The organism is Streptomyces sp. SM1 (genome assembly GCF_002910825.1).
Lineage (GTDB): Bacteria > Actinomycetota > Actinomycetes > Streptomycetales > Streptomycetaceae > Streptomyces > Streptomyces okerensis.
On sequence record NZ_NEUB01001033.1, the window covers coordinates 16,579 to 38,805 of the forward strand.

Below are 22,227 nucleotides of genomic sequence, written 5' to 3' on the forward strand. Positions count from 1 at the left end.
CCGCCGCCCGTCATCGCCGGGCCTCCGACCGCTGCGCAGCCGCCGGCAGTGCCTCGGGATTCACCACGCCCCGGGGCATGCGCCCAGCGCAGGCGTCGACGACATTCTCCACGGTGCGCCTCTTGAGCTCGGCGTAGGACTCCTCGCTGTACCAGGCGAGATGCGGCGTGAGTACGACGTTGTCGAACGACGTCAGCGGGTGATCCCGCGGGACCGGCTCGATCTCGTGGACGTCGATGCCCGCTCCTGCGACGGCGCCGCGCTCGAGGGCGTCGACGAGAGCACCCGTATCGATCACCCCGCCTCGGCTCGTGTTGACAACGATCGCGTCGGAACGCATCCGCGCGAACGCGTCGGCGCCCAGCAGACCGCGCGTCTGCTCCGTGAGGGGCGTATGCACGGAGACGACCTGTGCCCGCTCGAGCAGCTCGTCGAGGCCGGCGGAGCGAAAACCGCGGAACGTCCGCGAGTCCGGGTCTGCGGCACTGTCATGAACGATGACTTCATAGCCGAGGCCTGCCGCCTTGCGTGCGGTGGCCGCGCCGATAAGGCCCATCCCGACGACTCCGAAGACTCGTTGGCCCACTTGGTACAGGGGACGCACCGCAGGGAGGTCGAACGAGCCGGCGCGCACGCCCCGGTCGAGCCGGGGGATACCCCGCGCGACGGACAGGGCAAGCCCTATCGCGTGGTCCGATACCGCCTCCGTGCCGTAGTCGGGCACGTTGCACACGAGAATGCCACGCCGCGTCGCCGCCTCCACGTCCACCGAGTCGACACCGACGCCGTAGCGCCCGATCACCTTGAGGCGTGGGAGACGGTCCATCACCTGCGCCGTGATCGCCGCGTACTGCACCACGATCGCGTCGGCGCCGGCACAATTGACCACCAGAGCGTCGGCGTCCCGGGACTGGGTGACGAGGAGTTGCCCCCCTGCGGAGGCGACTACGTCTCGTTCTATGTCGAAGGAATCATGGTCGCACTCCGTGATGGCCACCAGCGGGCCACCGCCTGTCGTTCTCATAGCCGTCATCAGGCGGATCACTCTCCAGGCTCTGTGTGATGTGTGATGGTGCTCGACGGAACACCGCCCTGACGCCCCGCGTGACTCCCTCCCACCGGCGATCGCTCGGTGGGACGCCTTCCTCCGCGGTGCAGAGCGTCTGCTACGGCTTGTTCAGTTCGCCAGGCGCCGTACTCGCGAACACCCGGTACCGGCGGCGAAGCGGTCCGAACCGCGCCGACGGCGGCCTAGGTGGCGGTTCAGGCGTCTTGACTGTCGTCGGCAGCCGGCTGGACCACTTCGCCGCAGTCGAACGACCCGCCCGTCTTCGGCCACGGCCCCTACGTCCGCCTGTCGACCAGGTCGCGCCAGTCACCGCAACCCAGGTAGATAAACCGGTTTTTCACCCTACATGACGGTCCTTGCACTGACTACCGCCACCCGATGCGGCACGCGATGAGTCCTGGGGGTGCGGCGGCGCCCCCGCCACCCCCTGCACCGCGGGGACCAGTTCCATCCGGTAGGCCAGCTCGTATCGTCCCGGTCCGATCCGGTACTCCGGGAGGACGTCGGGCCCGCATGCCCCGGTCCCGACCCCCCTGTGCGCCGCATCCAGGCACACGACCAGTCGGCCGTCCTCGCGCAGATCACTGGCGTTCCCGGCGGCGAACAGCGCCTGAGGCGCATACCGCGTCGCCGACCAGCAGAAGTCACCACCGAGCGAGGTCAGCCGAAGGCGGTCGCCGCGATCGTCGTCGATCAGCTCAAGCCAGAGTGTCCCGGTGCGCAGCCCGAATTCCTGCGGCACGAGGTAGGGAGAGGGTTCCACATGCGACGACCAGCGGCCCAACATCGCCGACCGGTTCCGGTCCGGGTAGTTCTCGTGCGGGCCCCGCCCGAACCAGACGAACCGGTCGAATCGGGGGTCCACTCGGAACAGCACGCCGACACGCGGCAGGTCCGCCGCCTCGTCGGGCACCTCGAACCGGTGACGGTAATCCGCACCGCTCTCGCTCCTGGACACGGAGACGGTGTGGTCCACGATCTCGTGCGCGGGCCGCGTGTCCAGACCGGCGTCCCTCCAGCGGATAAGGGTGCGTGATCCCATCTCTCTCACACGGACGATGTGCTCCATCAGCTTGAGCCCATCGTTGTCCGTCGCAGCGCGCCACACGTTGGGCACCGGGTCGTCCGCCGTCTCGCCCGGCACCGCGACAGCCCCGTTCACCGGCGGGCCGGGGGCGGTTCTTCCGTCCCGCAGAGCGAGCTGGTCCCACGCGACGGGATGCCCCGCCGGTGCGAACCACGACTCTGTTCGGGTCCGCCACGTAATGGTCAGCAGGGCTTGCGCGGCGCCCGCGCGCGCCGCGTCCGCGGGCAGCGGCACGGCCACGCTCCCACCGGGCGCGATGTCGGGGACGTCGAGCGTGCCGGAGGCCGACGGAGCGCCGTCCAGAAGGAGTTCCCAGCCTGCCGCGAGGTCTCCCGTGCCGGCGAAACGACGTCGGTTGGTCACGTACAACCCGCCGTCCACGTACTCAGTGGTCACAGGCCGGTACACCCAGGCGACTTCGGCCGTTCCGGGGTGAGGCTCGACATCGGCGGAAACCAGGCCGTCCGCGACGAAGTTCGCGTCGTGGGGGGCGTCGCCGAACTGCCCACCGTACGCGAGGCGGGTGGTTCCGTCGGGGAGCCGCTGTCGCAGGCCGTGGTCCTTCCACTCCCAGATGAAGCCGCCCTGGAGTCCGGGCGTGGAGGTGATGACGTCCCAGTAGTCGGCCAGTGAGCCGTTGCTGTTACCCATGGCGTGCGAGTACTCGCACATGATCAAGGGGCGGTCCGCCGCCCCGGCGGCCACCTGCTCCCCGTAGGCCCGGATCTCCTCGATGCCGGGATACATCGGGCAGACGACGTCCGTGGCGTGACGGCCCCCGTCGGTCCACCCGGAGTTCCGGATGGCGTCCTCGTAGTGGAGCGGACGCGAGCGGTCGGCGCGGCGGATCCACCCCGCGAGAGCGTCGTGGTTGACGCCGTACCCGCTCTCGTTGCCCAGACTCCACTGGACCACGCAGGGATGGTTGCGGTCACGCGCCACCATGCGGGCCCCGCGCTCCAGCCAGGTCGCGCGGTACCGCGGGTCGCCGCAGAGGTACCAGTTGAACGCGTGCGACTCGATGTTGGCCTCGTCGACGACGTAGAAGCCCAGTTCGTCGCAGAGGTCGTAGAAGGCGGGATCGTTCGGATAGTGGGATGTGCGGATGGCATTGATGTTCATCCGGCGCATGGCCGCCAGGTCGGCACGCATGTCCTCCGCGGTGACCGCGGCACCGGTGTCGGGGTGGTGGTCGTGCCGGTTGACCCCGAAGATCCATACACGTCGGCCGTTCACGAGGAAGTCCGGCCCGTCGATCTCGACGCGTCGGAAACCCACGCGTACCCGGGTCGCGTCGACCACGTCTCCGGCCGGGTCGATGAGCTCCGCTGCGACTTCGTAGAGCGTCGGCGTCTCCGCCGACCAGGGGAGGATCCGAAGCCCGTCCCGGTGCAGCCGGGCGATGTGCCCGGAGAACTCGTAGGTGTTGTTGACCGCATGGGGAACCGGAGCGTCCTGAGGCCCCGCCACTCCCGCACCGTCGCGGCCCGACAGCGAAACCCGGACGCGATATCCCTCCGCCGCCGTGCTCTCGCCGAAGTCGACCGTGGCGCGGACATCGAGCGATCCTTCACCAGAGCGGGGATCGAGGTCCGCCCGGGCATCCAGGTCGACGAGTCCGACAGGCGGGCGGGCCTCGACACGCACACCGCGGTGGAGACCGGCGAGCCACCATCCGTCCTGGTCCTCGAGGAAGCTGTGCGCCGAGTACCTCACGACGACCACGGCAAGCTGGTTCCTCCCCACGCGGGCCGCTTCGGTCACGTCGTACTCGCTCCCGAGACGGGCGTCGGTGCCGTATCCGACGAACACGCCGTTGAGGTAGACGGCATGCACACTGTCAGCGCCACCCACGTGCAGCAGCAGCCGTTGGCCCTCCCAGTGGGACGGGACGTCGAAGCCCGTGCGGTACACACCTGTGGGGTTGCGCGACGGGAGCCGCGGCGGAGGCTCGGCGAACGGCATCTGGATGTTCGTGTAGTGCGGAATGTCGTCGGCCGCCTGGACCGGCCAGCTACCGGGCACGTCGACCGATTGCCATTGCCCGGGCGCCCGCTCTCCTCTCACGGCATCGGCAGGCACCTGGTCGGGAGAGGGGAACAGCCGGAAGGACCAGGTGCCGTCCAGCGACAGCCGGCGGTCCCCCTCGGCGGCGGGACGCGCGCGCATCGGGAGTCGGAGCAGGGATGTCATCGTAGGGTCCGCCCACGGGCGGAGAGCACCGATGATGGGGAGCACGTCGATTCCTTACGTCATGGGACGTCACGGGGGGGGGGAGGAGGCGGCCGGTCCCGGCCACCGCCCGCTCATCGTCATACCGGCCGTGGGTCGGTGATCCGCCGACGGTGCCGACTGGGTCAGCCGCAGGCCGGGCGACCGGTCACCCCACCGCCAGCCGGCCGAGGCGCTCGAAGTCCAGCACCACGCCGTGCCCGGGGCGGTCGGGAGCGGAGACGCATCCGTCCGTGACGGCCATCGGCTCGGCCATGTAGGCGTGCAGGCCGAAGCCGTGTGCCTCCATGTAGGTCCGGTGGGGGACCGAGGCGAGCGCATGCACCGTGAGGTCGTGCACGCCGTGCGACGTCAGCAGCATGTTGTTCGCCTCCGCCAGTGCGGCGACCTTCCTGAACGTCGTGTACCCGCCGATGTTGCTGACGTCCGGCTCGGGAAGCGTCAGGGAGCCGGCGCGGACAGCGTTGTGGAAGTCGTACAGGGTGTGGAGGTTTTCGCCGCCCGCGATGGTGTGACCGCTTTCCCGAACGATCCGGGCGTTGCCGACGAGGTCGTCGGGAATCGTCGGCTCCTCGATCCAGTGCAGGTCGAAGGGCGCGAGCGCCCGAGCCGCGCGGATCGCGCCGTCGACCGTCCACTTCATGTTGGCGTCGACCATCAGCGGGAAGGAGTCGCCGAGGTGCTCACGCAACGCCGACACCCGGTCGACGTCCTCCTTGAGGTCCGGGCGGCCCACCTTCATCTTGATGGCCCGGAATCCCCCGGCCAGGAAACGGTCCGCCTGCGTCTTCAGATCGGCGACCGGCAGTTCCAGGTCGATGCCGCCGGCATACACGGGCACGACAGGGTCGTACCCCCCGAACAGCTTCCACAGCGGCGTCCGTGCCCGGATTCCCTTCAGGTCCCACAGGGCGATGTCGACGGCCGAGATCGCCGATGTGGCGTGCCCCCCGCGGCCGGCGTAGTGCAGCCGCCACCACATCGACTGCCATATCTTCTCGATCTGCTCGGCGTCGGCACCGAGCAGGCAGCCCCTCAGGTCCTTGTCCACCATCGTCGCCACGGCCGCCCCACCATGGTTGACCGTGTAGGTGTAGCCCAGACCTGTCGCCCCGTCGCTGTCCTCGATCCGCACGGTGATGAGCTCGAAATCCATCATGGCGCCGTGCGTCGAGTCGGTGAGCCTGGTCGGGAGCGGTATGCGATAGAGATCGGTGCATACCCGTTCGATCATGCCTTGTACCGTTTCTCTCTGAGGTGTGCGTCTGACCCGGCCTCACGGCAGGGAGCTGAGGTCACTTTTCGTGCGGAGCGGGAAGCGCGTCGGCCTCCGCCGATTCCGCCGTCTCGGGGCTCAGGCCGCGGGTGTAGAACATCTTCTGTCTCTCGTCGGCCGCGAACCCCTGGATGTAGTGCCACGATGCCGTGACGTCGTGGCACAGTCCCCAGCGAACCCCGTCCAGTGGCGCGACGGCGTGGTCGGGGAGCCTGAGGGGACCGGTCGCGACGGGTGGGTTCGCGATGTGGGCCATGATCTCGAAGTTGATCCCGTCGGGCGCGAACTGGATCGTGTTGCGTTCCGGTCCGTCGGTGGTGAGCATCGCGGCGATGCCGTCGCCGTATCGCCAGACGCAGGTCTCGTGTCCGCTGTTCGTCACGGGGTTGGCCGGACATCGGTGGTACGGTCCCTCGATGTCGTCGGCGATCGCCAGGCCCCACCGGGTCGTGCGTCCGCCGGCGGAGAACCCTTCCCCCATCTGCTCGCCCTTGTAGTAGAGGAAGAATCTGCCTTGGAACGGGACAAGGATCGGGTCGTGCACCTTGTGGCTGTCGAAGGACCCCTGGGAGACGACGCTCAGCCGGTTGTCCTCCTCTCCCGCCCACTCACCGTCCGCCTGGGGTCGGAGAATCGGCTGGGGGGACCTGACCCACGGACCGTCCGGGCTCGGTGCCTTCGCCATCGCGATCGACTCGAAGCTCCGTAGCGCGTAGGGCGACCGGATCACCTGGTAGACGAGGTAGAACCAGCCTTGGTGCTCCAGGACCTCCGGGGTGAACACGCTCCGGTCGTCGTAGCTGCCTGGCTCGCCCCTGCCGAGGGCACGCCCCTGCTCGACCCAGGTGGCGCCGTCGTCGGACGTCGCATGCCAGATCTCGGACCAGTCCCAGGGAAAGACCTTGGCCATCGGGTCGCCGGTTCCGAAGCCGTCGGTCTCCCCGGTCGAGCGGGTGTACCAGACGTGGTACCGCCCGTCGACCGTGAGGACGGAGCTCGGGTCCCGGCGGTGTACGCCTACCTCTGGACCGAGTCCCTGGACAGGGAAGGTCCGGAAGTCGCAGAACCACTCGGGATCAGCCGGGTACCGCCTGCCTCGAACGGTCGCCGCGCTCTCTGCGGGCATGGTCATGCGCTCGTACTCCTCATGGGGGGTGGTCACTTGATCGCTCCGCCGATCCCTCCGATGGAGAAGAAGCGGTTGAGCACGGCGAACACGATCACCGGCGGCAGCAGCATGACGACCGACATCGCCATCACGGGCCCCCAGTCGGTGGCGTTCTGCTGGAAGTAGGTCTGGAGCCCGATCGGCAGCGTGAAGTTGCTCTGCGACCTCAGGAAGACGGTGGCGACCAGGTAGTCGTTCCACGCGACGAGGAAGCTGAAGATCGCCGCCGAGAGAATGCCCGGGTACGAGTTGCGCAGCACCACACGGACGAATCCTCCCCACAGGGAGGCCCCGTCGACCCAGGCGGCCTCCTCCAGCTCGACGGGGATGGAGTCGTAGTAGGCAGCCATCATCCAGCACGTGACGGCCATGCTGCCGGCGATGAAGATGACGGCCACACCGCTGAGCGTGTCCGCCATTCCGATCTTCGCGAAGACAACGAAGAGCGGGATGACGAAGACGATGACGGGCAGGCTCTGGACGACGAAGAGCGAGAGCGTGTAGCCGCCGATGAACCTGTTGCGCAGTCTCGACATCGGATAGCCCGCCAGCGCCCCGATCACGACCGCGAACACGGTCGTCCCCAGGGTGACGGCAAGGCTGTTGTAGAGGTAGTCGAGGACAGGAGTCTTGGAGAAGATCTCGACGTAGTTCGAGAAGTTCCACGAGTACGTCCCGGAGGCGGTCTGTCCCGAGCGGACCGACAGGACCAGGATCATGATGATGGGTGCCAGGGCCACGAGTGTGACGACGGACATGACCGCTGTCTTGGCCCACCCGGCAGCGGATTCCCGCCGCTGCTTGCGCGTGATGCGGTCGGCGGCGGGGGTGGCTGTGCCGGCCCGGAGGGCGGAATGTACTGGAGTGGTCATCTGTACCGCCCTCAGCCGTTCGCCGACGCACGGTTGATGCGACGGAAGAAGTAGATGGACATGGCGATCAGGGCGGTGGTGATGAGGAAGGCGACCGCGACGCCGTAACCGGTGCGGAAGTCCTGGAACACGAGCCGGTAGGCGAACACGACCAGCGTCGAGGTCGACCCGACGGGTCCTCCCCCGGTCAGCAGGAAGACGGAGGGGAAGTCGTTGATCGTGAAGATCGAGGCGAGTACCCACGCGATGTAGACGGGCTTCGACATGATCGGCAGGATGACGTGCCGGATGCGTTGCCAACGACTGGCCCCGTCGAGCCGGCAGGCTTCCTCGACACTGGGGTCCACCGCCTGCAGCGCGGAACTCATCATCATCATCATGAAGGGGACCGTCCCCCAGATCTTGAAGATGATCACGATCGCCATCGCCGAACCGGGGTTGGCCAGGATCTGGACGTCACCGAACCCGAGCTCACGCAGGAGCGTGGGCACCGGGCTGGACGGCGTCGCGACCAGGAAGTTCCAGCTCGTCGTGCTGACAACCACCGGGACCACCCAGGGCAGCAGGAGCAGCACCCGGAACACCGATCTGCCGGGGAAGGACCGGCGCAGCACGAGAGCGAGGGCTGTGCCGATGACCCAGGCCACGAAGACCGAGACCACCGTGAACAGGAGGGTGAAGCGCACGGCTTCCCAGAACGCGGGGTCCTGCAAGGCGGTCGTGTAGTTCTCCAGGCCGATGAACTCCCCGGGCCCCGCGATCCCACCGTCACGCAGCGACTGGGAAACCGCGTAGAAGAGCGGATAGGCGTTGAGAGCGATGAGCAGGAAGATCGACGGGGCGAGCATCGCCGCCATCGTCTTCTTGCTCCCGGGGTGCCGGCTCTCGGCCTTCCTCTCTCGGCCCCGAGGCCTGTCCGTCCTCGCCGCCGATCTCGTCGGCACCGACACGTCCGTCATGGACGCCTCCTTCTGTGCGTCAGATGACCCGTGGGTCACATGACCTTCTCGATGCCGTCCTGCAGGGTCCGAAGGGTCTGCTCGCCACTGCTCTTTGCCTGGATGACCTGCTGGGCCCACTGGGTGATGGCCTGTCCCCCGTCGACCGCGTTGATCTCGGGGAAGGGCTCACCGGCGAGCTGGGTGAGGGACTTGCCCACGGGCAGCCACTCCTTGGTCGCCTTGACCAGGTTGGGCTGCGCCTGCACCTCGGGCAGGTCGAGGATGCTCTGGCGCACCGGGACCTTGTTGAGGACGCCCTTCTTCCAGTACGCCGACATGGCGTCGAGGTAGTAGACCGCGAAGTCCTCGACCACGTCCGTGTCCCAGTCACCGGTGTAGAGGATCAGGTCCGACGTGTACGCCATGGTGCCCTTGGTACCGTTCGGGCTGGTCAGGGGGCTTCCCAACGTGATGTCGGCCTTGAGCCGCGGGTCTTCGAAGGAATTGGCGATGTCCGGTGGCAGGATCGACAACGCCGCGGCGCCCGAGGAGAACTGGTCGTTCAGGTTCGCCACCGTGTAGCTCACGCTGCCCGGGTCCATGATTCCGTCCTTGGCCAGCTTCATGAGGAACTCCACGGCCTCCACGTTCGCGTCCGTCACGCACTGCGGCTCGCCGTCCTTGTCGAACAGGCCGCCACCGTTGTTGAACACGAACGACAGGAACGTCTGGTAGGCGTTGCCCCCGGCACCGCCCGAGGCGACCATGCCGTACACGTCGTTCTTCTTCAGCGCCACACCAACCCGGTACAGGTCGTCCCAGCTGCGCGGCTCCTCCACACCGGCCTTCTCCAGCAGCGACTTGCGGTACCAGAGCAGCCGCGAGTCCACGTTCCACGGCAGTGCGGTGTACGCGCCCTTGTACTTGAACACATCGAGCGTGCCCGGCAGGAAGTCGTCCAGCTGCCCCTTGGACCTCAGCTTCGCGATGACCCCGTCGGCCGGATGGACCGCGTCCTGGACGTAGTACTGCAACGACTGGAACGCCCCGCCCGTGGATATGGCCGGCCCGGTCCCAGCGGCGATGGCCGAGCTGAAGGTCTGAAGCCACCCGTCCCAGCTGATCGACTGGTATGTCGCCGAGCCACCCGAGAACGCTGCGGAGATCTCCTTGCCCGCGGCGAGGTAGTCCGGCCCGGGGGACCCCCAGGGCATGTCCCAGAACGCGAACTTCGAGCCACCGGAGCCTTGGGACGAGTTTCCGCCACCAGAGCACGCGGCCAACAGCACCGCCCCTGCCACACCTAGTGAGCCGCCCAGGAATCCCCGTCGGGACACACCGCTGGGCACAACAGGCTTGGTCATCGAACATCTCCCTCGAGCGTCGTTGCATCGGGATGTTCCCCCACTGGAGAACCGGTTTTCCACCGTAGCGTGGCGGCCCGTACCCCACAACCCTCGATCTCATACACGTCGACGGGCGGCTGTCTCCCGGGTCCGCGGGAGACAGCCGCCCGTCGATCAGCTCACGACCGCCTCGAGGTCGTCAGACTCGCGGAACGGCGACCGAGGCCCGCTCCACGATCTCGTACCCCCCCAGCACCTGACGGCTGCCGATCACACGGCCCTCTATCTGGTCGACGAGAGCGTCGACGGCCGCGGCTCCCAGCGTCGCCAGCGGCATGGCGAGCGTGGTGAGGGGAGGATCGAGGAACTCCGCCATGGGGAGGTCGTCGTACGCGATCAGCGACACGTCGTCGGGCACCTTCCACCCTCGGTCACGCACCGCCTTCATCACCCCGACGGCCTGCGGGAACGTGCTGGCGTACAGTGCGGTCAGCTCCGGCCGCGCGTCAAGCAGTCCATGTGCCGCCGCGCATCCGCCGGCCTCGCTGAAGGTTCCGGCGCAGTGGGCGGTGTCGTCCAGGCCCAGCTCGCGCAGCCTGCCCTGGAACCCGTCCAGCCGGGACCGGGCCGGAGCGAGGCCCAGGGGACCTGTCACCATTCCGATACGCCGATGCCCCCGGTCATGAAGGTGGTCGACGACCAGGGCGCTCGCCCCCCGCATATCCATGCCGACGTTGCGGTTGGACCCCTGGACCTCTCGGTTGAGAAAGACGTGTGCCAGCCCACCACGATCGGCGAGGAGGCGCTCGACCAGGGGGTGCTCGGGCCGGGACGACGCGACGAGGAGACCGTCCACTCGCCCGGCCGTCACCAGCTCCGCATAGGCCGCGTCGTCGTCCCCTGCGGCGTCCTCGGCGATGAGCAGCACGTAGCCGTGGTCACGCGCCCTGCGGAAGGCTCCGCGGGTGACCGCGGCGTACACGGAGTTCGACAGATCAGGGATGAGCAGCGCGAACGCCCTGGTCCGCGACACCGACAGCGCGCGCGCCGTGACGTTGGGCCGATACCCGAGTTCCGCGGCGACGGCGAGGACGCGCTCACGTGTCTCGGGCCTGATCCGGAGCGTGGTGTCGTCGTTCAGGATCCGTGAGACGACGGACTTGGTCACCCCCGCGCGCTTCGCCACGTCGACGAGCCGCGCTCGCGCGGGAAGCGCTTTCGCCTGGCCCGCCCCTGCCTCCGATGCCATTCCGTGCCCCTCTCCTACCGCCGCTGCCACGAGCATCTTGCCTGCCAGAGGATCGTGGCGTGCTCCATTACCTGTTGTCGACCAGGCGTGTCATCGTATGGTAAACCGGTTATCCGCGACGCGCGGACATGATCCGGGCGTCCCCGGCGGGAAGGAACGACGTGACTCACGAACTCTTCGACAGCAAGGGGCTGCTGGGCAGCGCACCGGCGGCCTTCGTCGCCGGTGAATGCGAGTTCGACTCCTCGCACGGCACGCTTCCGGTGATCAATCCCGCCAACGGGGAACTCGTCGCCGAGGTGCCCAGCAGCTCTCCCTCGACCGTGGACCGGGCCGTGACGGCGGCGGCGGCCGCGCAGCGCGAGTGGGGGCGCCGCAGTCACGTCGCGCGCGCGGCCGTGCTGGAGGCTGTGCGCGACGCGATCGCGGTGCACGCCGATGAGCTGGCGCGGATCGTCTCGGTGGAGCAGGGCAAGCCTCTCTCCGACGCCCGTGGCGAGACGGAGGGCGCGTGCGCCTTCTTCGACTTCGCGATCAGCCAGAAGTACCGGGCCGTGGGCTCCATGATGGCGAGTGAGCCGGGCCGGTCGCTCGGCGTGCGTGAGGAACCTATTGGCGTGGTGGCGGCGATCCTTCCCTGGAACTTCCCGGTCGCCATCTTCGCCCGCAAGGTCGCTCCCGCGCTCATGGCCGGCAACGCCGTCGTTCTGAAGCCGTCGGAGCTCACTCCCCTCTCCGCGCTCGCTCTGGCCCGGCTCTGCCGGCTGGCCGGGGTGCCTGACGGGCTGCTGAGCGTCGTGTGCGGAGAGGGCAGGGACACCGGACGGGCCCTCGTCACCCATCCAGGCGTCGGGATGGTCACCATGACGGGCTCGACACGCGGCGGCCGGGAGATTCTGGCCCAGGTGGCCGACCAGATCATCCCCGTCTCCCTCGAGCTCGGCGGGAAGGCTCCGTTCATCGTCTTCGAGGACGCGGACCTGGACGCCGCGGTCGAGGCCGCTGCCGACGCACGGCTCTGGAACACGGGACAGGTCTGTACGTGCAACGAGGTGACCTACGTGCACGCCGATCTGCACGACGAGTTCGTGCGCCGTGTGGTCGACCGGTTCGCCTCGGTGACCCCGCTCGATCCGTTCGCGGCCGGCTCGCGACTGGGCCCGCTCGTGGCGGAGCGGGAACGGACCAGGGTCCAGGGGATGGTTGACGCGGCCGTCGCGTCCGGTGCCCGCGTTCGGACCGGAGGCGGCCGTCCCGACGGGGAGCAGTACCAGTCCGGCGCGTGGTTCGCACCCACGGTGCTCACGAACGTGCGTCCCGAGATGGACATCGCGCGACGGGAGGTTTTCGGGCCGGTCCTGCCCATCATTCCGTTCGACGCCGAGGCCGAGGTGGTCTCGGCGGCCAATTCGACCGCCTACGGTCTGACCGCCTACGTCTACACCCGAGACCTCTCCCGGGCGATGCGCATGATCGACGCCCTGGAATTCGGGGAGGTCTACGTCAACCAGGCCGGGCCCGAACAGGTGCAGGGCTTCCACACGGGCTGGAAGAGCTCCGGCCTCGGAGGCGACGACGGCCCGCACGGCTATGAGAAGTACCTCCGGCGCAAGACCGTGTACGTGCGGCACGCTGTCTGACGGCGAGGCCCCGCCGGGGGACGTCCTACCCACCCGGCCCACCCAACCCGCCCGGCGCTCGGGTGCGGCCCCGGCGGAGCGTCCGGGCCCCTCCGGGCGGGGCTCATCTTGTCGTCGCAGCCGTGTGGACAGGGCGTTGTTCCACCCGCCCCGATGCTCGCCCTGCCCTCCACCGAGCCGTCAACCCTTCTCTGAGCTGCGCTTTTGTCCCGTCACATGGTTGAACGCAGCACAGGACGCAATCTGGTGCAGATACTTGCCCCGCATAAAAAAACCGGTTTACCATCGGGCCGCGCCCCTTCGGTCACGGTAGATCGAGGCGCAGCGTGCGCAGAGACCGTGCGAGCCGGTCCTCTGCGCACCTTCCCAGATGGAGGGAAGCATGACCGTGCACAAGCGCGCTTGCACCACTCCGCCGCCGCGAGCCAGCAGGTCGTTCCGCGTGAGGTGGCCTGTCCTGATAGCGGCCGCCTGCGCCGGGTTAGTCCTGACGACCACCAGCCCTCCGGCCGTCGCGGCCGGAGCTCATGACCTCGGCGACGAGACGATGCTCTACGACTTCCAGGACGGCCGGGTACCCACCGAGGTCGGCCCGTACCAGGCGAAGACGACAATCGTCGGTCGCGGCGACAAGAAGCTCCGGGTCGATTTCCAGGCCCGGAAGAACTACTACTCCTCGTTCTCCGTACGCCCCGAGCCCGTGTGGAACTGGTCGGCGGAGAAGTCCGAGTCGCTCGGCATCGCGATGGAGCTCACGAACCCGGGCAACCGCTCCATCCAGCTCACGATCGATCTGGAGAGTTCGACCGGCGTCGCCACCCGCAGTGTCAACGTCCCGGCCGGCGGCGGTGGCACGTACTACTTCGACGTCGACAGCCCCGCGCTCCACCGCGACACCGGGCTGCGCGCCGATCCGTCCTGGCTCGCGGACAGGGACGTCACCTCTGCGGTCTGGATGTGGGGCTCCAAGGAGACGGATACGAGCCGCATCAGCCAGCTGAACTTCTACGTCGCCGGCCTGCTGCACGACCGGTCGGTCATCGTGGACGACATCCGCGTCGTCCGTGACGCGCCGGCAGACCCCGGTTACCTCAAGGGCCTGGTCGACGCCCTCGGTCAGAACAGCAAGGTCGACTACGAGGGGAAGGTCTCCAGAACGTGGGAGATCCTTCGCCAGCGCGCTGCCGAAGCCAAGGACCTTCGCAGGCATCCGGTTCCGGAGGACCGGTCCAGGTACGGCGGCTGGCTGAACGGTCCACGACTCGAAGCAACGGGCAACTACCGCGTGGAGAAGTACCAGGGGCGGTGGACCCTGGTGGACCCTGACGGCTACCTGTTCTTCTCGACCGGCATCGACAACGCCCGCATGTTCGACTCCCCGACCACGACGGGCTACGACTTCGACCACGACGCGATCCAGGAACTGCCGCCCCCCAGCCTGACGGCCGGCGGCCCCGAGGACCTCAACCGCGTCCAGAAGTCGGCGCTGCCGACCCGCACGAAGATGTCCGAAACCCGCGCCGACCTCTTCAGCAAGTTGCCCAAGTACCGCACCCGCGCGGGCGAGGGCTTCGGTTACGCCCCCGACACCCTGGCCGGTCCCGTCGCGCAGGGCGAGACCTACAGCTTCTACAAGGCGAACGTCGCCCGGAAGTACCCCGGCAGCAACTACATGGAGCGGTGGCGGGACAACACGGTCGACCGGATGCTCAGCTGGGGCTTCACCTCCTTCGGCAACTGGACCGACCCGGAGATGTACGACAACGACCGTATCCCGTACTTCGCCCACGGCTGGATCAAGGGCGACTTCAAGACGGTGAGCACCGGCCAGGACTACTGGGGCCCTATGCCGGACCCCTTCGACCCCGCGTTCTCCGACGCCGCAGCCAGAACCGCGCGAGCAGTCGCCGACGAGGTCGCGGACAGCCCGTGGGCGATCGGCGTATTCATGGACAACGAACTGAGCTGGGGCAACGCCGGCAGTTTCAGCACCCGTTACGGCGTCGTCATCGACACCATGTCACGTGACGCGGCAGAGAGCCCCACCAAGTCGGCGTTCTCCGAAGAACTGGAGGACAAGTACGGGACCATCGACGCTCTCAACGCCGCCTGGCAGACGACAGTTCCGTCATGGGAAGCACTCCGTAGCGGGAGTGCCGACCTCGGCTCCGACGAGACCGCGAAGGAGTCCGACTACTCCGCGCTCATGACGCTCTACGCCACTCAGTACTTCAAGACGGTCGACGCCGAGCTCGACAAGGTCATGCCGGACCATCTCTACGCGGGTTCGAGGTTCGCCAGCTGGGGCCGCACACCGGAGGTCGTCGAGGCAGCGAGCAAGTACGTCGACATCATGAGCTACAACGAGTACCGCGAGGGACTGCACCCGAGCGAGTGGGCGTTTCTCGAAGAGCTCGACAAGCCCAGCCTCATCGGTGAGTTCCACATGGGAACGACCACTACCGGGCAGCCGCATCCGGGTCTCGTCTCGGCGGGAACGCAGGCCGAGCGGGCACGGATGTACGCCGAGTACATGGAACAGCTCATCGACAACCCGTACATGGTGGGCGGCCACTGGTTCCAGTATGCCGACTCGCCCGTGACTGGCAGAGCACTCGACGGGGAGAACTACAACATTGGCTTCGTCTCCGTCACGGACCGTCCCTACCCGGAGATCGTCGCCGCTGCCCGCGACGTGAACCAGCGTCTCTATGACCGCCGATACGGCGACCTGGCCACGGCCGAGGGACATTACACCGGTCGGCGTTCAGCGGAGTAGCCGATCGAGAGACGGACACTCCGTCCGGGGCCGCCGCCCGCACACATGGACGGCGGCCCCGGACCCGTGGCACGTGTGCCCGCCGATACTCTGGACGTCATCTCACTTGTCAAGCTCACCGAGGAGGGCGGCCTGTGGGGCTGATCCTTTGGAGTGGACACCCTGACAATGGATCTTGATGGTCCAGGGAGGGATGTCCAGGTGGGACGCAGGTGTCCGTATCCGGAGGAGTTCAGGAAGGACGCGGTCGCGCTCTACCGTGCCGCGGCCGGGAAGAGAACCTACGCGGCAGTGGCCGCGGATCTCGGCATCACCGCAGAGTCGCTGCGGACGTGGGTGCGTAAGGACGAGGCCCAAGCCGTGCCCGGACGCCGTGACACGGGTGGCGAGGCGGAGGAGCTGGCCCGGCTGCCCTGGCTCCTGCGTGTCATGCGGCGATGGCGCTGGGGATGGCCGTCATGTTCGCCGTGCTCGCGTGATGCGGCCGGCTGACCGGAGAAACCTGTCGGTGCGCTGTTTTCCGCAGTTCCTCGTGGGGAGTTAACGGTCGAGCCGTCCGTGTCCCGCGATCGGTGGGCGGGACAGCGGCGAGGGAACAGGGGTGAGGTGCCGTGGCCGGAGCACTCGGCAGTCAGGTGAGCGGCGTGGACGAGGCGTGGCCCTGGGAGCGGCCGGCCGGCGGTGTACGCGGGTGGACGGCGGTGAGCGAACGCCTGAGCAGGGTGTGGTCCCTGTCCGTACTGGCCACGATGGTGCTCGCCGGGGGCTACGGCTGGCTTGGGTTCTTCGTCGGCGGTGTGGCTGGGGCGCTGATCGGGGCTGCCGCGGGGCTGGTGACGAGCGGGGTGCTGCACCTGGCGGTCAACCGGGCGGTGTCGGGTCCGCGTTGACGCTCCCGCGTCTCCCACGGTCCGGGTCTTGCGACGCCCGCTGACGAAGGAAGTCGTTCCACTCTGGGCCACCGGGGCCGCACAGCACCCGGCGGCCGTGAGCAGAACGGGGTCCGTCAGGCCGCGGCCGGTTCCGTGACCTCGTACCCCGCCTCCACAATCGCCGCGCGCAGCCGCACGTCGTCGAGTTCCGTGCCGCCGACGGAGACCGACCCCGCCGCGACGTCGACGTCCACGTCGGTGACACCGGGGACCTGGGAGACCTCCTCGGTGATGCTCGCGGCGCAGTGCTCGCAGGTCATGCCGGTGACGAGGTACTGCCTGTTTCGCAGCCCGGTCGGGCAGCAGCAGGCGGCGGGTGGTCCGTTTGCCGTGCCGGCGGCGCCACCACCCGGACTCCCTTCCCGGGTACGGGAGTCCGGGCATCAGGTCACTCGCCGGCGCCCCCTTCCGGGGTTCTGCGGCGCCGCAGTGTGCGGACGGCGAGGAATCCGCCGCCCGCCGCCACGGCGACGACCCCGGCGAGGGCCGCGGTCGCCGTAGTAGAACCGAGGCCCAGAACGGAGTCCGAACCCCCCGTCTCCGGGGCGGGCAGGCTCAGGGCCGCGCACGCCGCCGGGGTGCCGGCCGGCCTTTTGCCGTCGGCGGCCTCGAACTGGTAGGCGTTGGTCTGGGCGTCCCCATCCCCCGCGGTGATCGAGTAGGTGAGGGTGATGACCCCCTTCGGCAGCGGTGACACGGCGGCGCAGGCCGTGGTCGTGTCGGTGACGACCGGCTCTCCGACCGGGATCTCCTTGCCGTCCGGCCCGATCATCCTGATCTTCGGCGCGATGCCGGAGGTCAGGTTGTCGAACGTCAGCCTGACCACGTCGGTCCCGGCCCCGACCGTGGCCCCGGGGGCCGGTGCGGCGTCCTTGAGCGCGGTGTGGGCGTACGCGGGCGCGTTCCCCAGGATCAGCAGCACGCCCGCGCACACGGTGGATCCGGCCGTCGCCGTCAGAAGTCGAAGTCGGCGCATGCGATCCGGTTGTCCTGTGCCTCGTTGGGGTGGACCACGACCGCGACCGCGTCCTTGCCGGTCTTGCGGGAGTTGGTCACCGTCGTCATGCCCATACCGGACTTGTCGGCGGTGAACATCAGGTGGATCTCGTTCGGGGGCGTGGTCGCACCGCCCTTGTCGAACTGGAAGTGGGAGCCGCCGTTGCCGTCCGAGCAGTGCTGGGCGTGCAGGTGGGCCATGTAGACGTGATCGGGCTTGAGTCCGGTGAGAGAGACGGTGACGGTGGTGCCCTTGGGGCCCTGGGCCAGCCATGCGGTGCCCTTGACGTCGTTCATGCCGGGGGGCCGGGTGTCGAGCAGCGTGAAGGTGCCCTTCGCCACGGTCGCGCCGGACAACTTGTAGGCGGGAGTGGCGGACGGGTCGCCCATCATCTTGTCGGACATGCCGTCCATGCCGTGGGAGGAGGACGAGGCGGATGCCCCGCTGTGGGCGGAGGCGTGCCCGGCCGAGTCGCCTCCGCAGCCGGTGAGCAGGACCGTCAAGGTGGTCGCGAGGAGGGCGCCCAGGGCCAACCGGACGGTTCGGCGTGCGGGTTGAGGTGCCGGCGGGTGGTCCGTGGCGGACGGGTGGACGGGGGTGACGTCGTGCATGGGAATCCCGATCGTTGCGGGGCACCGCACGCCGCCGCGCGCAGGCGGACGGGTGCGTGCCAGGGCCGAGGTGGACGAACACACGGAGCGCACGGCAGCAGCGCGTGCGGACCGTCTTGTCCGCCCCGGCGGACCGAGAAGATTCAGGGGCACATGGCGAACAGCGGACCACAGGACGCGCGCAGGGCTGCCGAGCGGTCGCGTGGGGGTCCTCTGCGGACGACGGCATGCCTGAGCACGGCGAAAGCCGTCGGCGCGGCCGGGGCGTCTTCCGGCGATGGCAGGCCCGCGTGGGTCCGGAGACCGGGGACGGGGCGTCCCAGGAGCCCGCGGACGCGGCGGAGCGGCGCGAACACGACGACCGCGAGCGCCCGGCCCAGTTGGTGAACCGCCGTCTCGCCGCGCCACAGCCACACCCCGCACACGACGGCGGCGAGAAGGTGCGCGAGGAACATCGCGGCAGGGCCCTGGCCCGCGGCCGAGAGCGTCGGCAGGACGTGGGAGTCGCCTGCCGTCGCACCGTGCGCCATGGTCATGCCCGCCCCGGAGTGGTCCATGTGCATGGCCATCCCTGAGGGGGAGAACATCATGGCGTGGCCCGCACCCGTGGCCGATACGGTCTCCGCGGCGCGGGCCGGTCCGTGGGCCACCTCGTGTGCCAGGTCGAACAGCACATACAGCAGCCCCTGCGCGGCGGTCGTGACACCGACCACGGTCACGGGTCCGCGTTCTCGGCGGGTGAGCCACCAGCCGGCCGAGGCCGTCCCCGTGAACGCCGCTCCCAGCGCCCACCAGGGCAGCAGGTCGCCGGACATCAGGGCATGTCCGAGCGCGCTCGTCACCACGCAGACGGCCGCGAAGACCGCCGCCGACAGCGCGCGTGGGCTGCCGACGCGTTCCGCGGCCGACGTCGCGCGGCTCGCCCGGCGCGTTGCGCCGGGACGGCTCCGGGACACCAGTCAACTCCTCGTACCGATGGGCTCATCGCCTCTTACGGACGGGAGGGGCCTTTCATTCAGCCGCGCGGCCGTTCTTCGTGAGCCGGGGCGCGGCGGACGTCAGGCGGTGACTATGCCGTCCAGCTTTCCGGCCTTCGCGTCGGCCACCAGGGAGGAGAACTGGTCGGCGCTCATCTGGACGCGCTGCCCGAAGTCGTCGGTGAGCAGGACGCGTCGGTCCGCGGGGGCGCTCGGGTCGACGAACAGCTGCGGACAGCCGCAGTTGCACTCTCCGCAGAAGGTCGCCAGGGGCTCCAGGCCGTTGATCTCGTTCATCGTGCGCTGCCTTTCGACGGGAGGGTCGGGCCACCAGGTCCTTGCCGTCGCCTGGCCGGATGGTGGTGGCCGAGACATACCCCCGGGCGCACGGCGCCACACTCCGGCACGCGCAGCGGCCGGGGCACGGCCGAGCGCGCCCGTGCGCCGTTTCGCACCCGGTGCTTCACGTACCCGGCGTCCCGGCGGAACCAGTCAGCACCGGCCAACGACTACATGAGGAAGGGCTGTTGTCCGTCCGCGAGACGGCGTCGGTCAGCCCGTGCCGTCCGTCGAACCGCGGGCTAGGGTGTGGCCATGGCCGACGACGCCCTGACCATCGGTGTGCTGCTCTTCGACGATGCCGAGGAACTCGACGTGGTGGGTCCGTGGGAGGTGCTCGGGTTCTGGGCCTCCCACATCGCGACCTCGTCGGTGCGCGTGGTGGCTCTCGGCCCGCAGGCCGGAGTGGTGCGCGGTTCGAAGGGCCTCGGCATGGTCGCCGACCACGCCATGGACGAGGCGTTGCCGCTCGACCTGCTCGTCCATCCCGGTGGCAACGGCACCCGCGGCCTGGTCAAGGACGCGGCACATCCGGAGTGGCTGCGCGGCCTGCACGAGCGGGGCACCGTGCTGGCGAGCGTGTGCACCGGTTCACTGGTGCTGGCCGCGGCCGGGCTGCCGGCCGGCCGGCCACCACCCACCGTGACTATCTCGACAGGCTCGCGAAGATCGACCCCTCGATCGAGGTGCGGCGCGGAGAGCGGTTCGTCGACGACGGCACCGTCGTCACCAGTGCCGGCGTGTCGGCCGGCATCGACATGGCGCTGCACCTCGTGGCGCGATACGACGGGGCCGAGTCTGCGGAGTTCACGCGGGCCGGAATCCAGTACGAGGCTCCGGAACCCGTCCCGGGCTCCGGGGCCTGACGCCCGCTCACCGCCGGTTCAGCGGTCGGCCGTCTCTGCCAGGCGGGCGGCAGCGTCATCCTCGGGATTCTCACCGTGCGCGAGGGGCCTGGCCTCGTAGGTGATCCGGACGACGCCATCGGCATGCCGTTCGGTACTCGCGCGGACCCCGAAGACATCGGCGAGCAGGTCCGGGGTGAGGACGTCCAGGACCGGCCCCGCCGCCGCGACGGCGCCGCCGCTCAGGACGACCAGGTGGTCGCAGAGGCGGGCGGCGAGGTCGAGGTCGTGCAGCACGGCGAGCGTGGTGACACCGGTGGCACGAATCAGGTCCAGGAGCTCGAACCGGGCCCGGATGTCGAGGTGGTTGGTCAGTTCGTCCAATACGAGGAGCCTGGGGTTCTGGGCCAGTGCCCGGGCCAGCAGAACACGTTGGCGCTCGCCCCCGGAGAGAGAGGTGTAGTCACGGTCCGTGAAGGGCCGTACCCCGCAGCGGTCGATGGCGTCGGACACCGCCTCGTGGTCCTGGGGACCGTCACGGCCGAGCAGACCGTGATGAGGGGAACGGCCGAGAGCGACGATCTCCCCCACGGTCAGACCGGCGGTGCTGCCACCCGCGTCCTGGAGGACGGCCGCCGTACGGCGGGCCGCCGACCGGGGGGACAGCTCCCATACGTCGTCCTCGCCCACCCTGACCACCCCCTCGGCCGGGCGCAGGGAGCGGTAGACGGTTCGCAGCAGGGTGGACTTGCCGCTGCCGTTGGGGCCGACGAGGCCGACGATCTCGCCCGCGCGGGCCTCCAGGCTCACGTCGCGCAGGATCGGGGTGCGGTCGAGGGCGACGTGGAGCCGGTCGACGATGAGTTTCATGTTTTCAGTCCAGGCCCTTGTTGCGGCGCAGCAGCCACAGGAAGAAGGGGGCGCCGAGCAGGGCGGTCAGGATGCCCAGCGGCAGTTCATTGGGGCGGTTGAGGGTGCGGGAGAGCAGGTCGACGAGGACCAGGTAGACGGCGCCCAGCAGGGCCGTCAGGGGCAGCAGCCGACGGTGGTCGGCGCCGATGGTCAGGCGCACCAGGTGCGGGATCATCAGGCCGACGAAGCCGATGCCGCCCGCGACCGCGATGACCGTGCCGGTCAGCAGCGCGCTGAGGACCAGCAGGACGGCCCGCAGCCGGCTGACGTCGACGCCGAGCGCGGTGGCCGACTCGTCCCCGGCCAGCAGCACGTTGAGGCGGCGGCCGAACAGGGACAGCAGCACGGTCGTCACCAGCACCACGACGGCGACCGTGGGCAGTTGGTCCCACTGGGCGCCCGCGACGCTGCCCAGCATCCAGAACATGACCGTCCGCAGCTCGGTGGGGGTCGCCTGGAGCTGGACGTAGCTGGTCGCGGAGAGGAAGACATAGCCGATGGCGACACCCGCGAGGACCAGCCGGGTCGGGGCCAGCCGCCCCTGGCGCCGGCCGAGCGCGAAGACCAGGGCTCCGGCGGCCACCGCGCCGAGGAAGGCCGCCGCCGACACCCCCAGCCCGGCCAGCGCCACTCCCCCACCCAGGGTGATGACGAGGACCGCGCCGAGCGTGGCGCCGTAGGAGAAGCCCAGCACGACGGGGTCGGCCAGCGGGTTGGACACCACGGTCTGCAGGACAGCCCCGGTCACGGCCAGGCCCGCGCCGACCAGCGCCGCCAGGACCACCCGCGGGGTGCGGAAATTCCAGACGATCTGGTCCAGCGCCAGGTCCGAGGGGGCCGTCCCCGCGCCGGTGACGTGGTGCAGGACAATCGCCCACACGTCGGCGACCGGGACGTTGACGGCTCCGATGCTGATCGCCACGATCATGGTGGCGACCAGCGCGACGGGCAGCAG

Annotated in this window: 19 protein-coding genes and 2 pseudogenes; 6 read left to right on the top strand and 15 right to left on the bottom strand. The window is 69.1% G+C overall.

Annotation, left to right across the window (positions count from 1 at the left end):
- Window positions 1-10: 10 nt before the first annotated feature.
- From B9S61_RS37720 to B9S61_RS37755, 8 genes are all read right to left on the bottom strand, one after another.
- Complete coding sequence (locus tag B9S61_RS37720) at window positions 11-1,024, bottom strand: C-terminal binding protein (RefSeq protein WP_258040086.1); 1,014 nt, start codon at window positions 1,022-1,024, stop codon at window positions 11-13.
- Window positions 1,025-1,406: 382 nt separating this feature from the next.
- Window positions 1,407-4,349 (bottom strand): glycoside hydrolase family 2 TIM barrel-domain containing protein, encoded by a 2,943-nt coding sequence (locus B9S61_RS37725; protein WP_258040087.1) that lies wholly within the window; start codon window positions 4,347-4,349, stop codon window positions 1,407-1,409.
- Between the two features lie 187 nt (window positions 4,350-4,536).
- Entirely contained in the window at window positions 4,537-5,622 is a 1,086-nt protein-coding gene (locus B9S61_RS37730; protein ID WP_103546195.1) for a mandelate racemase/muconate lactonizing enzyme family protein, read from the bottom strand.
- A 61-nt stretch (window positions 5,623-5,683) separates the two neighbouring features.
- Window positions 5,684-6,826: a glycosyl hydrolase gene (locus B9S61_RS37735; RefSeq protein WP_219820008.1), complete on the bottom strand. Its 1,143-nt coding sequence runs from the start codon at window positions 6,824-6,826 to the stop codon at window positions 5,684-5,686.
- Window positions 6,823-7,704, bottom strand: a complete 882-nt coding sequence (locus B9S61_RS37740) for a carbohydrate ABC transporter permease (RefSeq protein WP_103546196.1) — start codon at window positions 7,702-7,704, stop codon at window positions 6,823-6,825. Before B9S61_RS37740 ends, B9S61_RS37735 begins: the two co-directional genes overlap by 4 nt.
- A gap of 11 nt (window positions 7,705-7,715) precedes the next feature.
- Complete coding sequence (locus B9S61_RS37745; RefSeq protein ID WP_011029022.1) at window positions 7,716-8,663, bottom strand: carbohydrate ABC transporter permease; 948 nt, start codon at window positions 8,661-8,663, stop codon at window positions 7,716-7,718.
- A 35-nt stretch (window positions 8,664-8,698) separates the two neighbouring features.
- On the bottom strand, window positions 8,699-9,859 hold the full coding sequence (locus B9S61_RS37750; protein WP_161270098.1) for an ABC transporter substrate-binding protein: 1,161 nt from the start codon (window positions 9,857-9,859) through the stop codon (window positions 8,699-8,701).
- A gap of 331 nt (window positions 9,860-10,190) precedes the next feature.
- Window positions 10,191-11,240, bottom strand: a complete 1,050-nt coding sequence (locus tag B9S61_RS37755) for a LacI family DNA-binding transcriptional regulator (protein WP_103546197.1) — start codon at window positions 11,238-11,240, stop codon at window positions 10,191-10,193.
- A gap of 161 nt (window positions 11,241-11,401) precedes the next feature.
- Here B9S61_RS37755 and B9S61_RS37760 point away from each other — a divergent pair, with 161 nt between their 5' ends.
- From B9S61_RS37760 to B9S61_RS37775, 4 genes and pseudogenes are all read left to right on the top strand, one after another.
- Complete coding sequence (locus B9S61_RS37760) at window positions 11,402-12,880, top strand: aldehyde dehydrogenase (RefSeq protein WP_103546198.1); 1,479 nt, start codon at window positions 11,402-11,404, stop codon at window positions 12,878-12,880.
- A 442-nt stretch (window positions 12,881-13,322) separates the two neighbouring features.
- Entirely contained in the window at window positions 13,323-15,659 is a 2,337-nt protein-coding gene (locus tag B9S61_RS37765; RefSeq protein WP_258040088.1) for a beta-galactosidase, read from the top strand.
- Window positions 15,660-15,860: 201 nt separating this feature from the next.
- A pseudogene (locus B9S61_RS37770) lies at window positions 15,861-16,070 on the top strand (transposase); the annotation flags it as partial.
- A gap of 200 nt (window positions 16,071-16,270) precedes the next feature.
- Window positions 16,271-16,549: a hypothetical protein gene (locus B9S61_RS37775; protein WP_103546200.1), complete on the top strand. Its 279-nt coding sequence runs from the start codon at window positions 16,271-16,273 to the stop codon at window positions 16,547-16,549.
- A 116-nt stretch (window positions 16,550-16,665) separates the two neighbouring features.
- Here the strand turns inward: B9S61_RS37775 and B9S61_RS37780 are convergent, their stop codons facing one another.
- The 5 genes from B9S61_RS37780 to B9S61_RS37800 all read right to left on the bottom strand — a co-directional run bounded on the left by B9S61_RS37780 (window position 16,666) and on the right by B9S61_RS37800 (window position 19,473).
- Window positions 16,666-16,851: a heavy-metal-associated domain-containing protein gene (locus B9S61_RS37780; RefSeq protein ID WP_374936278.1), complete on the bottom strand. Its 186-nt coding sequence runs from the start codon at window positions 16,849-16,851 to the stop codon at window positions 16,666-16,668.
- A 128-nt stretch (window positions 16,852-16,979) separates the two neighbouring features.
- Window positions 16,980-17,567 carry a copper resistance CopC family protein gene (locus B9S61_RS37785; protein ID WP_103546202.1) on the bottom strand — a complete coding sequence of 196 codons (588 nt, stop codon included), beginning with the start codon at window positions 17,565-17,567 and terminating at the stop codon, window positions 16,980-16,982.
- Window positions 17,546-18,199, bottom strand: a complete 654-nt coding sequence (locus B9S61_RS37790; RefSeq protein ID WP_258040089.1) for a superoxide dismutase family protein — start codon at window positions 18,197-18,199, stop codon at window positions 17,546-17,548. Before B9S61_RS37790 ends, B9S61_RS37785 begins: the two co-directional genes overlap by 22 nt.
- Before the next feature lie 143 nt (window positions 18,200-18,342).
- On the bottom strand, window positions 18,343-19,155 hold the full coding sequence (locus tag B9S61_RS37795) for a hypothetical protein (protein WP_258040090.1): 813 nt from the start codon (window positions 19,153-19,155) through the stop codon (window positions 18,343-18,345).
- 102 nt (window positions 19,156-19,257) lie between these two features.
- Window positions 19,258-19,473, bottom strand: a complete 216-nt coding sequence (locus B9S61_RS37800; RefSeq protein ID WP_103546203.1) for a hypothetical protein — start codon at window positions 19,471-19,473, stop codon at window positions 19,258-19,260.
- Between the two features lie 297 nt (window positions 19,474-19,770).
- Between B9S61_RS37800 and B9S61_RS43100 the strand changes: the two are divergent.
- Window positions 19,771-20,085, top strand: a pseudogene (locus B9S61_RS43100) (DJ-1/PfpI family protein); the annotation flags it as partial.
- Window positions 20,086-20,096: 11 nt separating this feature from the next.
- A complete protein-coding gene (locus B9S61_RS43105; protein ID WP_234308074.1) occupies window positions 20,097-20,381 on the top strand; it encodes a hypothetical protein in 285 nt (94 codons plus the stop codon).
- A gap of 18 nt (window positions 20,382-20,399) precedes the next feature.
- On the opposite strand, the gene B9S61_RS37810 is transcribed toward B9S61_RS43105, so the two are convergent.
- On the bottom strand, window positions 20,400-21,230 hold the full coding sequence (locus B9S61_RS37810) for an ABC transporter ATP-binding protein (protein WP_103546204.1): 831 nt from the start codon (window positions 21,228-21,230) through the stop codon (window positions 20,400-20,402).
- Between the two features lie 4 nt (window positions 21,231-21,234).
- Entirely contained in the window at window positions 21,235-22,200 is a 966-nt protein-coding gene (locus tag B9S61_RS37815) for an iron ABC transporter permease (RefSeq protein ID WP_103546205.1), read from the bottom strand.
- Between the last annotated feature and the right edge of the window lie 27 nt (window positions 22,201-22,227).